Here is a 13371-nt window from a genome sequence, read left to right as displayed (position 1 = left end):
GGACTCCTTGCGACTGCGTGAGGGGAAGCGGGGGGGAGTGTTTCGGCTGCTCAGACGAGCGACCCGTAGAGACCGGGGCGGCGGTCCTTCAGATACGGGTTCGCCTCGCGGGATGCGGCGAGGAAGGCGGGGTCGACGTCGGCGAACAGCAGCTCCTCACCGCGCCCGGCGCGGGTGCGGGCCACCCCGTCGGGCCCGGCGAGGGTGGAGAGGCCGACGAACTCGAACTCCCCTTCCTGACCGACCCGGTTGACGTACGCGACGTACATCTGGTTCTCGAAGGCCCGCACCGGGATCATCGACTCGGCGACGAACTGGAACGGGTGCATCTGCGCCGTCGGCACGACCAGCAGGTCCGTGCCGGCGAGGGCGTGGGCGCGGACGTTCTCCGGGAACTCGACGTCGTAGCAGATCAGGATGCCGACGCGCAGGCCGTCGATGTCGGCCTGGACGACGGGCTGGTCGCCCGGCGTGAAGTGGTCGCGCTCGAAGCAGCCGAAGAGGTGGGTCTTGCGGTGGTTGGCGAGACGCGTGCCGTCGGCGGAGATCAGCTGGGCGGAGTTGTAGACGGTCTCGCCCGCCCGCTCGGGGTAGCCGTAGGCGATCGCCAGGCCGTGCCGCGTCGCGGTCTCGGCGATCGCGTCCGCGCAGTCGCCGTCCGCGGGCTCGGCGAGGCGGGCGATGTCGTCGCCGATCGCGTACCCGGTCAGGAACATCTCCGGCGCGACCAGCAGCCCGGCGCCCGCGGCGGCGGCACGGCCCGCGGCCTCGTCGAGGACCTTGAGGTTCTCGACGGTCGAGCCGGGGCGGCCGGAGCTCTGGAGCAGGGCGGTGCGCATGCGTGTCCTCACCGGGGCGGAAGGGTGGTTGCGGGGGCCACGTAGACGGTACGGGCGGCTGACCAGGGCGGACAAGAAGGAGCCGTTGCGCGCCGGTGAGCGGTTTGTTGCGTCGGTCCTGGGTGCGGCGGCGATTCGTTGCGCGCCCACCGACGGAGGCCCTGTCCTCCTCGGAGCGGAGCGGCGCACGGGTGTCCCCGCCGCACGGCGGAGGCGGGGTCCCGTCCTCGGTGCGATGTGGCCGGGGCGCGCCTCCGCGAAGGTGGTTCCCGTCCGGTTGACCTGCGGAAAGGACCGCCATGAACCGCCGTACGAGGACCGTCGTGCTCTGCTGTGCGCTGCTGCTGCTCACCGCCGGGACGGTCGGTCCCGCCGCCACCGCGACAGACGGGCCGCAGCAGCGTGAGGCCGCCGCGCTCACCGGCACCGCCAAGCTGTACCGCTCGGCCGGGGACGACATCACGTTCTCGTTCGACGCCCATCTCGCGGCGAAGGACTCCGGCGACCCGACGAAGGCCACCGGCACCTTCGAGTTCAGCCACTACCTGAACGACTTCGGCGCCCGCGCCAAGGCCGAGGTCGACTGCCTGGTCACCGGTGGGCAGGTGGCCGTCGTCTCCGGCGTCATCACCGAGTCCGACCTGCCGGGCGCCGAGGGCAAGCGGGTCGGCGTCACCGTCCATGACCTCGGCCGCCACGACCGGCTCGGCTACAGCTGGGCCGCCACGGGCCGGCCCGGTGCGGGCAACGAGCCGCCCCAGTGCGTGAGTTCCGCCCCCTTCGAGAAGGTCAGGAAGGGGACGGGCGGCTTCAAGGTCGTGCCGTGGCAACCCGAGCTCTAGCCAGGGCCAGCGCCGTCACCAGATAGGGCACCGCGAGCACCGCGAAGACCGTGCTGTGCGCCGCGCCCGTGCCGAGCAGCGCGTACACCCCGAACGTGGCGACCGTGGCGAGCTCCGTGCCCAGGCTCGCCACAGAGGTGAGCGTGGCCCGGCGGGACTCGTCGATACGGTGCTGGAGACGGACGTCGGCGAGCACCTCCGCGAGCTGGAACGCCCCGAAGGCCAGGCCGACCAGGGCGACGCCGGCCACCGAGCGGGCCGCGGCGCCCACGGCCAGGGCGAGGGCGCCGCCCGCGAGCAGCGCCGCGAGGCCGGTCGTGCCGAGGCGTTCGGCCGGTCCGGACAGGAGGCTTCCGGCCGTGACGCCGGCCCAGATCAGCAGGATCAGGTAGGGGACGGTCGCCTCGGCGACGCCGATGTCCCGGACCAGCAGCGGGGTGTACTCGTCGAGGGCACCCCATACGGCGGCGACGGCGGGGATCAGTAAGAGCGCGCCGCACACGGAACGGTCCCGGCGGACCTCGGCGAGTCCGGTCCGCAGCGTCGTCGCCCAGCTGTCGCCCCCGGTCTCCGGCTTCACCCGGTGCTCCGGGAACCGGGCGGCCGTGGCGGCCGTCAGCAGACACGCCAGGATGCTCGCCGCGCCGACGACCGGGTAGCCGCCCAGCGCGAAGGCGGGCCCGGCGAGACCGGCGGAGGCCATCGTGCCCAGCAGTCGCGCGGCCCGGGCCCGGCCCATGACCCGCGCATACCGGTCGGCGGCGCCGAGGTGATCCAGTTCGTCGTAGACCAACGCTTCGAGCGCACCGGAGCCGAGCGCTCCCCCGGCGCCCCACAGAACGAAGCCGAGCGCGAAGGCCCAGTACGACGGGACGAGGACCCACAGCGCGAAGCCGACGGCGGTGAGCAGCGGGCCGATCCACAACAGCCGGCGCCGCGACACGGCGTCGGCCCAGGCGCCGGAGGGCACCTCGAGGACCACACCGGTGATCGACCACAGGGCGAACAGGGAGGAGATCTGCCACAGCGACAGGCCGGTGTCGGCGAACAGCAACGCGTACACCGGGTAGAGCAGGACGAAGTCGTCGAGGAACGAGTAGCCGTACAGCGTGGTCGTCAGCCGCCGGACACCGGTGGCGGGCACACGCGCGGGTGAGAGTGTCATGAGGCCTTCCCGCAGGGACGTTTCGGACACCGGGGGTACGGCGTCCGCGGCGGCCCTCGGGAGGCGCGGCTGGTGGATCAATGTCGCCAGGTCATGACACCGATGGTAGGCGGCTCGGGCTCACCCGTGCAGGGAGAATGTGGTGATCACCGCCGCGTGGTCGGACGGCCAGTCGTTGTCCTCGACGTCCGGCCAGGGGCGCGAACGGCCGCTGACGTAGGTCTCGGAGTCGAGCACGCGCAGGCCCCGGTGCAGCACGAAGTCGATCCGGTCCTGAGGCTCCGGGCGTCCGCTGCCGTCCTCGTGCACGGGGTGGATCGGCGACCAGGTGTGGCCGGGGTGGGCGGCCGGATCCGGGTGGGCCTCGCGGTAGGAGTCCCGCAGCCCCGCCTCCTCGGCCGCCTTGGTCACCGGCCACTCCACGTCCGGCCGGTCCAGGTGCGAGGGGCTGTTGAAGTCGCCGACGAGGACGACGGGCACGGCGGGGCCGGAGGCCTCCTGGATCCGGCGCAGGGTGTCCCGCATCTGGGCGAGCCGCACCCGCTCGTGGGCGATCAGCTCGGCCGCGTCGAGCCCGTCGAAGGCGGACTCGTACGGGCCGTAGGGCGTGTAGTCGAGGTGGGCCGTCCAGATGTCGACCTGCCGCTGCCCCACCCGGATCCGAACGCCGGCCGCCCCGTAGAAGCCGACGCCGGGGTCGCCGAAGCGGGCCGTGATCGGGTGGCGGCTGATGATGCCGAGGTTCTCGCCGGCCCGGTGGTGGTACCAGCCGAGGGCGTCGGCGAGTTCCTGGGCGGCGGTGCCGTACGTCTCCTGGAGGCCGACCACGTCCACGCCGGTCTCGGCGATGACCTTGAGCTGCTTGGCCCGGTGGTCGTGGACCTTGGTGCCGCCGTGCCAGAGGTTCCAGCTCATGACGCGCAGGCCGGGCGGTGGCAGGGCGCCCGCCAGGAGGTCGCGCAGCCGCCGCGGGCTCACGCCCTCGAGGCTGGCGAGGACCGTGCGGCCGGGGGCCGGCTCGATCGGGGCGAGCGAGGGCACCGCGAGCACCGTGCAACCGGCCGCCTCGGCGGAGCTGACGCCGGTGGCGGTGTCCTCGACGGCGACGCACGCCCTGGGGTCGACGCCGAGGGCGTGGCAGGCGGCGAGGTAGGGGTCGGGGGCGGGCTTGGTGCGGTCGGTGTCGTCGGCGGTGACGGTCACGGCGAAGCGTCTCCGGCCGAGCGCTTCGAGAACGGTGTCGGCGACGGCCCTGGGGGACGCGGTCACCAGAGCCGTGGGGACGCCCTCGCGGGCCAGGGCGTCGAGCAGACCGATCGCACCAGGGCGGGGCACGATGCCGTTGCGGACGCGCTCGGCGAACTCCCGGTGGAGGACGTCGGCGAGCTCCGGGGCCGAGCCACCGGTGGCCGCGGCCAGCCAGGCGGCGGTGTGCTCGACCGGGCGTCCGAGCACCTCCTGCTGGTCCGCCTCGGCCAGGGTCCGTCCGGCGACGCGCTCCACCGCCTCCCACCACAGCCGCTCGGTGTCGACGAGGGTGCCGTCCATGTCGAACAGGACGGCACTCAGGGAATTCCCTGATGCATTTTCACGGTCTCGGGTTGCCACGTTTGCCGACTCTTTCAATTCTCGTCGATACATATTGGACGGGACAATACCTGGGTGAGACGAATTGCAATTCCCTCCGAAATTCATGCTAGGTTGACGCGACCACACCACGCCGACCGGAGGTGTCGCATGCGTTTGCACGCCCGAATCGCCGCGGTATCCGCGGCGCTCGCGTCCGTAGCGGGACTGGGATTGCTGCAGGCTCCGACCGCCAGCGCTCTGTCCGTGCACTACACGTACAAGGACTGCGACTTCTATGTAGGGATTCCGGTCCATCACTACTACAGTCGCGACGACCAGCGCATATCCGTCGACGGCTCCTGGAAGTGCAAGACCTCTCACACGTTCCACATGACCTCGGCCATAAACTACCAGCACCCGGCACTCGGACGCGTCGCGTACGAGCAGAAGAACTACGAATTCAAGAGCAAAAAGTCGGCGAAATGGAGCATCACCCATCAGTGCAAGTTCGACTATCCGAATTCCGGAGCCAAGGCGAAGACCTGGCAGACCGTGTGGCTCCGGGAATACGGCGGCCGTTGGGAGACCCCATCGGTGAACCTCTACTGCGGCATGTTCAAGTAATCACCCGGCCCGGTCCACCACCATCACCGACTGGTCCGGCAGCGTGACCGCCACGCGGACGCCGGGGGCGAAGTCCCCGGCGTCGGCCGTGGGCACGTCGGCCTTGATCTCGGGGCCGTCGTGCGGCAGTCGCACCGTGAGACGAGTGGTCGCCCCGAGGAAGGTGGCGGCGACCACCTGCCCGTTCCCCTCCGGGTCCGCGGCGACTCGTACGGCCTCCGGGCGGACCAGGACATCCACCTCGACTTCCCCGGCGGGGGAGCCGGACTTCACGGGCACGGTGCGGCCGAGCACCCGCACCGCGCCCGTGCCGTTCGTGCGGCCGGGCAGCCGGCTCACCGTGCCGACGAACTCCGCCACGAACTCCGTCGCCGGGTCGGCGTACAACTCGCGGGGTGCGGAGCACTGCTCCAGGCGCCCACCGCGCATCACCGCGACGCGGTCGGCGATGGACAGGGCCTCCTCCTGGTCGTGGGTCACGAACAGGGTGGTGATGCCGAGTTCCTGCTGGATGCGGCGGATCTCCTCGCGCAGGGTGAGCCGCACCTTGGCGTCCAGCGCGGACAACGGCTCGTCGAGCAGCAGGACCCGCGGGCGCAGGGCGAGGGCGCGGGCCAGCGCCACGCGCTGCTGCTGGCCGCCGGAGAGCTGGTGCGGAAAGCGCCCGCTCTTGTCGCCGAGACCGACGAGTTCCAGCAGTTCGGCGGCCCGGGCACGGCGCTCGGCCGTGCCGACCTTGCGCATGCGCAGGCCGAAGGCGACGTTGTCGAGTGCGCTGAGGTGCGGGAACAGGCTGTACGACTGGAAGACCATGCCGGCATCGCGACGGTGCGCCGGGACCCGGGTGACGTCCTCTCCGTCCACCAGGAGGGCGCCCGAGTCAGGGTGCTCGAACCCGGCGAGCATGCGCAGGGCCGTGGTCTTGCCGCAGCCGGACGGGCCGAGGAGGGCGAGGAGTTCACCGGGCCGTACGGCGAGATCCAGCCCGTCGAGGGCGACCGTGCTGCCGAAGGCGCGGCGCAGGCCCCGGAACTCGACCGTGGCGGCCGCGTCGGCCGTGTCGGCCTTCGGCTGGGGTGCTGTGAGTGTCATCTTCCGGGTCACCTCTGGGGTCGGATCACTTCTCGGTGGTGGTCGGGGAGGGAGTGCGCCCGCCGAAGGCGGCGATGGCGAGCAGCAGCAGCCAGGTCACGAACAGGCTGAGGACGGACACCGCCACGGACATCTGTGCCTGCGAGCCGCCGATACCGACGATCCAGACGGCGAAGGGCCGGAACTTCAGGATCTGAGCGACCGTGAACTCGCCGAGCACCAGCGCCAGCGTGAGGAACGAGGCGTTCAGCAGGGCCCCGCGAAGGTTGGGCAGCACCGCCCGGACCAGCGCCTGCGCCCAGCCGGCGCCGCAGTTGCGGGCCGCCTCCACGAGGGTGGGTACATCGATCGACCGCAGACCCGCGTCCAGCGCCCGGTACACGAACGGCAGTGCCATCACCGTGTAGGCGAGGACGAGCACTACGGGGAAGTCGGGATTCTGCACCGCCACGAAGGTCTGGAACAACGGAGTCGTCGAGAGGTACTCGGGCCCCCACGTCAGCACCGTGGCGATGCCCGCGACGAACGCGATCGGCGGCACTACCAGCGGCAGCGAGCAGACGATCTCGACGACCGGGCGCAGCCGCCGCGCACCGAGCCGCAGCGCGACCATCGCGGGCACCATCAGCAGCAGGACCAGCGCGATGGTGGCGGCGGCCAGTTCCAGCGAGAGCAGCAGGCTGGCGACGAAACCCTCGGCGCCGAGGATCTGTTCGTAGACGTCGAAGTTCACCCCCTGGCCGGGTATGTCGACCGTGAAGATCACGGAGGCGGCGAGCGGCAGCAGGAAGTAGACCGCGGCGCACAGCAGGACCACACCGCGCCCGGGGCGGACCTTCCCGATTCCGCGACTGGTCAGGCGAGCCATCGGGCACTCCGTCGTTGCAGGGGCAGGTACACGGCCATCACGAGGCCTGCCACGAGGACCATGTCCAGGCTCAGGGCCAGCGCGACGTTCTCCTGGCCGACCAGGACATTGCCGGCGAGGGCGTCGGCGATCTGCAGGGTGACCAGCGGGATCGAGCTGCCGACCATGGCGGCCGCGGTGGCGTACGCGGCGAAGGCGCTGCCGAAGAGCAGCACGAAGCCGCCGAGCAGTGAGGGTGCGAGCACCGGCAGCGCGACGTGCCGCCAGTACTGGGCGTTGGTGGCGCCGTTGTTCCGGGCGGCCTCACGCCACTGGGTCCGCAGTCCTTCGAGCGCCGGAGTGATGGTGAGGACCATCAGCGGGATCAGGAAGTACAGGTAGGCCAGCGTCAGCCCGGAGAAGCCGTAGAGGCTCCACCCCTTGTCCGTCAGGTCCAGGCGACGGGTGAGGAAGCCCGAGTTGCCGAGCGTGGCGACGAAGGCGAAGGCCAGCGGGACACCGCCGAAGTTGGCGAGGACCCCGGAGGCGGTGAGCACGGCCTCCCGCAGCATCCTGGACCGTGAGGTCACCACGGCCTGCGCCAGCAGCAGCCCGCTCACCACGCCGATGGCCGCGGAGAAGGCGGAGAGCTTCACGCTGCCGATCAGGGCGGTGAGGTAGGCCCCCTGCATCGAGGCGGTCACATTGGCGACGCCGTACGAAGTGGCTCCCGTGGCGGGGTCCTTGACGGTGAAGGCGCCGTTCAGCATGGCCAGGGCGGGGATCCCGAAGGCGAGCGCCACGAAGGCGAGCAGCGGGACGACGGCGAAGCCGCCCCCGACGCGGCGGCGCCGCCGCCCGGAGGGGACGGCGGGCGCGGCGGCGTCGGTACCGGTGTTCGCCGAGGCGGCGGGGGCGACGGTCGCGTCGGTCTGGGTCGTCATCCGGAGACAGCCTTGCCCCAGCCCTGGGCGAGGACTTCCTTGGCCTTGGCCTGCTGGGCCTCGGTCGGGAAGGCCGCCGTACCCGAGACCTCGGGCAGCTTGGCCGCGGCGGCCTTGTCGAGCGTGCCGGCCTTCTCCATCGAGGCCATGAGAGCCGGGCGGGCGTACCCCTTGAGCCAGAGGTTCTGGCCCTCGGCGCTGTAGAGGTACTCCTGCCAGAGCCGGGCGGCCGCCGGGTGCGGGGCGTCCTTGTTGATGGCCTGCGAGTAGTACTGGGAGAACTTGCCGTCGGTCGGGACGGCGACCTTCCAGTCCAGTCCCTTGGACTTGAACTCCTGCGCGTATCCGGCGTTCAGGTAGTCCCAGTCGATGGTGATGGGCGTCTCGCCCTTCTCGACCGTGGCCGGAGTCGACTCGACCGGCGTGTAGTTGCCGTTCTTCTTCAGTTCGGCGATGAAGTCGATCCCGGGCTGGAGGTCGTCGAACGAGCCACCGTTCGCCAGGGCCGCCGCCCACACCCCGGCGAAGGCCGAACCGGACTTGGTGGGGTTGCCGTTGAGGGCGACCTGGCCCTTGTACTGCGGCTTCAGCAGGTCCTTGAAGGTGGTCGGGCATTCCTTGACGCGCCCCGCGTCGCAGCCGATGGAGATGTAGCCGCCGTAGTCGTTGTACCACCGGGCCTGGGCGTCCTTCTGGGCCGCGGGGATGTCGTCGAACGACGCGACCTTGTAGGGGGCGAACAGGCCCTGCTGGGCCCCGCTCAGCGCGAACGACTGTCCCAGGTCGAGCACGTCGGGCGCACGGTCCTGGCCCTTGAGCGTGGTGACCGCGCTGATCTCCTCCTGGCTGGAGCCGTCGGGATTGTCGACCTCGACGTTGATGCCGTACTTCTTCTCAAAGCCGTCGATGAGGGCGCCGTAGTTGGCCCAGTCGCGCGGCAGGGCGATCGCGTTGAGCTTGCCCTCCTCCTTCGCCGCCTTCACCAGGGCGTCCATGCCCCCGAACTCCTCGGCGGAGGTGACGGTGGCGGCGCTCTTGCCGTCGGCGCTGGTGGAGGCGTTGTCGGGGGCGGCGCCACAGGCGCTCAGGGCGAGCGCGGCGACGACGGCGAGGGCGGCACCGCGGGCGGCGGTTCTCGGCAGGGCTGTGCTCGGCAAAGACGTGGACACGGTTTCTCCAGGGGACGCGCGAGGGTGCAGGAGGATCTTGCCCAGGAAAGATCTCGAACTTGTCTGAACAAGTTGGCCCCAGTAGGCCCGCCGATGGTGACACGTCCGTTAACACCGGCGAAAGCCTCTGCCCTGAATTTGTGCATGCTCCCGACTGACACGGATCACCGAGGGATCTCGATTACGCTGGTCACGCTGTGCACAGCAACCGACTCAGAGGGGAAGCATGGCGGCGCGACACGAGGAGATCGCCGACGCACTGCGCCGGGCGATCGACCGCGAGGAGTACACGGTCGGCACTCTGCTGCCCGCGGAGACCGACCTCGCCTCCCACTACGGCGTCTCGCGCGGCACGGTCCGGCAGGCCGTCGCGACACTGACCGCCGAGGGCCTCATCGGCTCCCGCCAGGGCGCCCGCCGGGTCGTCCTGGCCAGCCGCCGCAGCCAGAGCTTCGCCGAACTGCGCAGCTTCGCCCAGTGGGCACAGGCGATGGGGCGCGAGGCGACCGGGCACGTGGTCGCGCAGGAGTACCGCCCGGCGACCGCAGAGGACGCCGTACGCCTCCAGCTGAGCGCCGGGACCTCGGTGTTGCACGTCCTGCGGGTGCGCGGTCTGGACGGCGAGCCGGTGCTGCTGGAGCGGACCGTGTACGCCGACTGGATCTCCCCCGCCGTCGAGGCCATCGAGCCCGACTGCCCGTCCGTCACCCAACGCCTCTACGACGACTCGGGCCTGGTCTTCGCCTACGGCGAGCACGTCATCGACGCGGTGGCCGCGGGCGCCCAGGACGCCGAGCTGCTGGGCATCCGCCGCACGAGCCCCCTGCTGCGGGTGCGCCGCGTGACGACGACCCGCGAGGGACGGCCGGTGGAGTGGTCGGACGACCGCTACCGCTCGGACGCGGTGAGCTTCAGCGTGCACAACTCGATCGACAACAACGCGCTGGCGCGCAAGACGGCCGACTGACGTTCTCCGCCGTACGGCTATACACGTCCTCCCGCTGGAGGAGGCCGTCTCGTACAGCGGGCCGGGAGACTGCCGGGAGGAAGCCGAGCCGCCAGTTCGAGGGGGACTTCATGGACGCCGCCGAGATACTCGACCTGCCGTTCGTCGACGCGCACACGACGGTCATGGCCGCGGATCCGGACGCCGTCTGGCGCGCCATCGCCGAAACGGTCGACCGCAGCTTCAGGAACCGGCCCACCGCGTTCGTCGCACGCATGCTCGACTGCGCCGACCGCACCGCGTCCGGCCCGAGGCCCCCGGCAGAGGGCTCCGCGATCCCCGGGTTCCACGTGGTCAGCGCGGTGCCGGGGAGGGAGCTGGCACTCGCCGGGAGCCACCGCTTCTCGACGTACGCCTTGATCTTCCGGTTGGAGGAGGCCGGCGAGGGACACACGAGGGTGCGCGCCGAAACGTGGGGTGCTTTCCCGGGGCCGGCCGGCCGAATCTACCGGCTTCTGGTGATTGGCACGGGCGGCCACGCGATCGTCGTACGGCACATGCTGAAGAAGGTCCGCGAACACGCCGCTTAGGGGCGCGGGGAACTGCGCGACAAGCCCCCACAGACCCGCAGCCGACAAACTACGCAGGCGACCCGGAAGAAAACCGTCGCAACAAGGGCGACAACACCAGAACAGACTTGGTCCGCTCCACGAACGGCTCCCCCGCGATCCGCTCCAGCACCCGCTCGAAGTGCCGCATATCAGAGGCGAAGACCTGCACGACCGCGTCCGCGTCACCGGTGACGGTGGACGCGGCCACGATCTCCTGATAGCGCTCCAGGCCGCGCCGGATGGTCTCCGGCGAGGTGTTGTGCCGGCAGTAGATCTCGACGAACCCCTCGGTCTCCCAGCCGAGCGCGGACGGGTCCACCCGCACCGTGAAACCGGTGATGGCCCCGGTCGCGCGCAGCCGGTCCACGCGCCGTTTGACGGCAGGCGCGGACAGGCCGACCAGTTGCCCGATGTCCGCGTAGGAGCGGCGGGCGTCCTCGGCGAGGGCGTGCACGATGCGTTCGTCGAGATCGTTCAGCACTGCGGGGTGTTCACTTCACTTCTGGTGTTGCGAGAGCCTCACCCGTCGCGAGACGGGAACGGCGATAGCCGTACACGAAGTAGAACACGAGACCGGCGGCCATCCAGAACCCGAAGACCACCCAGGTGACGCTGTCGAGGCTGAACATGTTGTACGCGCAGAACAGGAAGCCGAGCACCGGCAGCACCGGCCCGAACGGCACCCTGAACGTGCGCTCGAGCTCGGGCCGCTTCACGCGCAGCACGATCACCGCGATGTTGACCAGCGCGAAGGCGAACAGCGTGCCGATGCTGGTGGCGTCGACGAGCTTGCCCAGCGGGATGAGGGCGGCGAGCGCACCACAGAAGAGGGACACGATGACCGTGTTGAGGCGGGGCGCGCCGGTCTTCGCGTGGACCTTGCCGAGCGCCTTGGGCACCAGACCGTCGCGGGACATCGCGAAGAGGATGCGGGTCTGGCCGTAGAGCACGGTCAGGACCACGCTCGCGATGGAGATGACGGCGCCGAGGGCGAGCAGCGTGCCCCAGAAGGTCTGGCCGCTGACGTCGTTCATGATCGCGGCGAGGGAGGCGCTGGAGCCCTCGAACTTCGTCCAGTTCCAGGCGCCGACGGCGACGCCCGCGACGAGCACGTACAGCGCGGTCACGATGATCAGCGAGAGCATGATGGCCCGCGGCAGGTCCCGCTTGGGGTCCTTCGCCTCCTCACCGGCGGTGGAGGCGGCGTCGAAGCCGATGTAGGAGAAGAAGAGCGTGGCGCCGGCGGCGCTGACGCCCGCCATGCCGAGCGGCATGAAGTCCTCGTAGTTGCCGGACTTGAAGCCCATGAAGCCGACCGCGCAGAACAGCACCAACGCGGCGATCTTGACGGCCACCATGATCGTGTTGGCGCGGGCGGACTCGCGGACGCCGCCGAGCAGGAACACCATCGCCAGCAGGACGACGATCAGCGCCGGCAGGTTGACGATCCCGCCCTCACCGGGCGCGGAGGACAGCACCGACGGGATGGTGACACCTATGGTCCCGTCGAGCAGCTCGTTGAGGTACTCGCCCCAGCCGACGGCGACCGCGGCCACGGACACGCCGTACTCCAGCACCAGACACCAGCCGCAGATCCACGCGACCAGCTCGCCCATCGTTGCGTACGCATACGAGTAGGAGGAGCCCGCGACCGGGATGCTGCCCGCCAGCTCGGCGTAGGACAGGGCCGAGAACAGCGCCGTCAGACCGGCGATCACGAAGGCCAGGGTGACCGCGGGACCGGCCTCCGGGACGGCGTCACCGAGGACGACGAAGATGCCGGTGCCGAGGGTGGCACCGATGCTGATCATGGTGAGCTGCCACATGCCCAGGGAGCGCCGCAGCGACCCTCCCTCACCCTGGCCGCCCTCGGCGACCAGGTGTTCCACGGGCTTGCGACTCATAAGACGCGCGCCGAGGCCCAAAGACGGCGGGCCTGTGCGGTTGCGGTTCTGCGGGGGTGCGCCTTGGTCGAGCACGCGCTGACTCCTTCGTCGCTGCCTATCGGGGCGGCGGGGACCGGCGGCACCCTGCGACAGCAGGAACCCACCGAGCGGGGTCCCTGCCACGCCACGTACGAGGCGACAGCCTAGGGCGAGTGACGTTGCTGATGAAATGCAGCAACCTTGCGTGTGCCCGCATGATCATTGCGTGTCCGGTGGCTGGGCGGGTGTTCGTTGCAGCGGGGCTTTCGACCGTTGCGCGCGGCTGGTCAGAGCAGGTCCTTGACGAGGAACGTGCACGCGTCGACCCACTCGCGCAGCATCCCGTCGGTGCCCTCGTACGGCCAGCGGTCGTGGTAGTCGATCAGGGGTTGATAGCCGAGCCGCGCATAGAGCGCGGCAGCACGGGGGTTGTCCTTCGCGACGCCGAGGCCGACGACCGTGATGCCGCGTTCGCGGGCCAGCTCCTCGGCGGCCCGGACGAGTGCGGTGCCGATGCCACGCGAGCGCAGTTCCTCCGGCCAGACGCCCAGTCCGTTGATCTCCGGGCAGCCGGGCCGCGCGATGCGCACAGCGGGAGCGTCGCAACCGGTCCAGCGCATCTCCACGTGCCCGACGGGCCGCCCCTCCAACCAGGCGACCAGATAGGTGCTTTCACCCCGCTGCTGGCGTGCGAACCTTCGCGCGTGGAACGACAGGGTGCCCGGCGAAGCGATGTGCCGGTCGAGCAGCGCCACGTCGGCCGGCCCGCAGACGGTGATCTCCATGTCGCCGAAGCTA

General features: G+C 70.6%; 14 protein-coding genes. 4 read left to right on the top strand and 10 right to left on the bottom strand.

What is annotated here, in order from left to right; genetic code table 11:
• Positions 1-50 precede the first annotated feature (50 nt).
• Positions 51-839, bottom strand: coding sequence for a carbon-nitrogen hydrolase family protein (locus tag IF78_RS0131290; protein WP_031486102.1), 789 nt, complete (start codon positions 837-839; stop codon positions 51-53).
• Between the two features lie 299 nt (positions 840-1138).
• On the opposite strand from IF78_RS0131290, the gene IF78_RS0131285 reads away from it, so the two are divergent.
• A complete protein-coding gene (locus tag IF78_RS0131285; RefSeq protein ID WP_031486101.1) occupies positions 1139-1681 on the top strand; it encodes a hypothetical protein in 543 nt (180 codons plus the stop codon).
• Here IF78_RS0131285 and IF78_RS0131280 read toward each other — a convergent pair.
• Positions 1650-2846 (bottom strand): MFS transporter, encoded by a 1197-nt coding sequence (locus IF78_RS0131280; protein ID WP_031486100.1) that lies wholly within the window; start codon positions 2844-2846, stop codon positions 1650-1652. The two genes, IF78_RS0131285 and IF78_RS0131280, sit on opposite strands and share 32 nt — an antisense overlap.
• A gap of 120 nt (positions 2847-2966) precedes the next feature.
• The gene (locus IF78_RS0131275; RefSeq protein ID WP_267882982.1) at positions 2967-4454 is read right to left on the bottom strand and encodes an HAD-IA family hydrolase; all 1488 of its coding nucleotides are present in this window, start codon (positions 4452-4454) and stop codon (positions 2967-2969) included.
• A 129-nt stretch (positions 4455-4583) separates the two neighbouring features.
• Here IF78_RS0131275 and IF78_RS0131270 point away from each other — a divergent pair, with 129 nt between their 5' ends.
• Complete coding sequence (locus IF78_RS0131270) at positions 4584-5039, top strand: hypothetical protein (protein ID WP_031486098.1); 456 nt, start codon at positions 4584-4586, stop codon at positions 5037-5039.
• On the opposite strand, the gene IF78_RS0131265 is transcribed toward IF78_RS0131270, so the two are convergent.
• Genes IF78_RS0131265 through IF78_RS0131250 form a run of 4 tightly spaced genes read right to left on the bottom strand, consistent with a single transcriptional unit; the run spans position 5040 to position 9091 of the window.
• Positions 5040-6131 (bottom strand): ABC transporter ATP-binding protein, encoded by a 1092-nt coding sequence (locus IF78_RS0131265; RefSeq protein ID WP_031486097.1) that lies wholly within the window; start codon positions 6129-6131, stop codon positions 5040-5042.
• 25 nt (positions 6132-6156) lie between these two features.
• Positions 6157-6999 carry an ABC transporter permease gene (locus IF78_RS0131260; RefSeq protein ID WP_107050051.1) on the bottom strand — a complete coding sequence of 281 codons (843 nt, stop codon included), beginning with the start codon at positions 6997-6999 and terminating at the stop codon, positions 6157-6159.
• Positions 6987-7922 carry an ABC transporter permease gene (locus IF78_RS0131255; protein ID WP_031486095.1) on the bottom strand — a complete coding sequence of 312 codons (936 nt, stop codon included), beginning with the start codon at positions 7920-7922 and terminating at the stop codon, positions 6987-6989. The genes IF78_RS0131260 and IF78_RS0131255 overlap by 13 nt, the downstream gene beginning before the upstream one ends.
• Complete coding sequence (locus tag IF78_RS0131250) at positions 7919-9091, bottom strand: ABC transporter substrate-binding protein (RefSeq protein ID WP_234439913.1); 1173 nt, start codon at positions 9089-9091, stop codon at positions 7919-7921. The genes IF78_RS0131255 and IF78_RS0131250 overlap by 4 nt, the downstream gene beginning before the upstream one ends.
• Positions 9092-9317: 226 nt before the next feature.
• On the opposite strand from IF78_RS0131250, the gene IF78_RS0131245 reads away from it, so the two are divergent.
• Both IF78_RS0131245 and IF78_RS0131240 read left to right on the top strand, forming a co-directional pair.
• A complete protein-coding gene (locus IF78_RS0131245) occupies positions 9318-10058 on the top strand; it encodes a GntR family transcriptional regulator (protein ID WP_031486093.1) in 741 nt (246 codons plus the stop codon).
• Positions 10059-10168: 110 nt separating this feature from the next.
• Entirely contained in the window at positions 10169-10627 is a 459-nt protein-coding gene (locus tag IF78_RS0131240; RefSeq protein WP_031486092.1) for a hypothetical protein, read from the top strand.
• Between the two features lie 49 nt (positions 10628-10676).
• Here IF78_RS0131240 and IF78_RS0131235 read toward each other — a convergent pair whose 3' ends face one another.
• From IF78_RS0131235 to IF78_RS0131225, 3 genes are all read right to left on the bottom strand, one after another.
• On the bottom strand, positions 10677-11129 hold the full coding sequence (locus IF78_RS0131235) for an Lrp/AsnC family transcriptional regulator (RefSeq protein ID WP_031486091.1): 453 nt from the start codon (positions 11127-11129) through the stop codon (positions 10677-10679).
• 10 nt (positions 11130-11139) lie between these two features.
• Complete coding sequence (locus IF78_RS0131230; protein ID WP_031486090.1) at positions 11140-12627, bottom strand: amino acid permease; 1488 nt, start codon at positions 12625-12627, stop codon at positions 11140-11142.
• Between the two features lie 233 nt (positions 12628-12860).
• Positions 12861-13358: a GNAT family N-acetyltransferase gene (locus IF78_RS0131225; RefSeq protein WP_031486089.1), complete on the bottom strand. Its 498-nt coding sequence runs from the start codon at positions 13356-13358 to the stop codon at positions 12861-12863.
• Between the last annotated feature and the right edge of the window lie 13 nt (positions 13359-13371).

The sequence above is a fragment of the Streptomyces bicolor genome (genome assembly GCF_000719285.1).
Taxonomy (GTDB): Bacteria; Actinomycetota; Actinomycetes; order Streptomycetales; family Streptomycetaceae; genus Streptomyces; species Streptomyces bicolor.
Note: the sequence above shows the minus strand (reverse complement) of the source record. Positions and strands in the feature narration are given on the sequence as shown.

Coding starts and splice junctions, on each gene's coding strand:
- IF78_RS0131290 (WP_031486102.1), bottom strand. CDS start 839: ATGCGCACCGCCCTGCTCCAGAGCTCCGGCCGCCCCGGCTCGACCGTC.
- IF78_RS0131285 (WP_031486101.1), top strand. CDS start 1,139: ATGAACCGCCGTACGAGGACCGTCGTGCTCTGCTGTGCGCTGCTGCTG.
- IF78_RS0131280 (WP_031486100.1), bottom strand. CDS start 2,846: ATGACACTCTCACCCGCGCGTGTGCCCGCCACCGGTGTCCGGCGGCTG.
- IF78_RS0131270 (WP_031486098.1), top strand. CDS start 4,584: ATGCGTTTGCACGCCCGAATCGCCGCGGTATCCGCGGCGCTCGCGTCC.
- IF78_RS0131265 (WP_031486097.1), bottom strand. CDS start 6,131: ATGACACTCACAGCACCCCAGCCGAAGGCCGACACGGCCGACGCGGCC.
- IF78_RS0131260 (WP_107050051.1), bottom strand. CDS start 6,999: ATGGCTCGCCTGACCAGTCGCGGAATCGGGAAGGTCCGCCCCGGGCGC.
- IF78_RS0131255 (WP_031486095.1), bottom strand. CDS start 7,922: ATGACGACCCAGACCGACGCGACCGTCGCCCCCGCCGCCTCGGCGAAC.
- IF78_RS0131245 (WP_031486093.1), top strand. CDS start 9,318: ATGGCGGCGCGACACGAGGAGATCGCCGACGCACTGCGCCGGGCGATC.
- IF78_RS0131240 (WP_031486092.1), top strand. CDS start 10,169: ATGGACGCCGCCGAGATACTCGACCTGCCGTTCGTCGACGCGCACACG.
- IF78_RS0131225 (WP_031486089.1), bottom strand. CDS start 13,358: ATGGAGATCACCGTCTGCGGGCCGGCCGACGTGGCGCTGCTCGACCGG.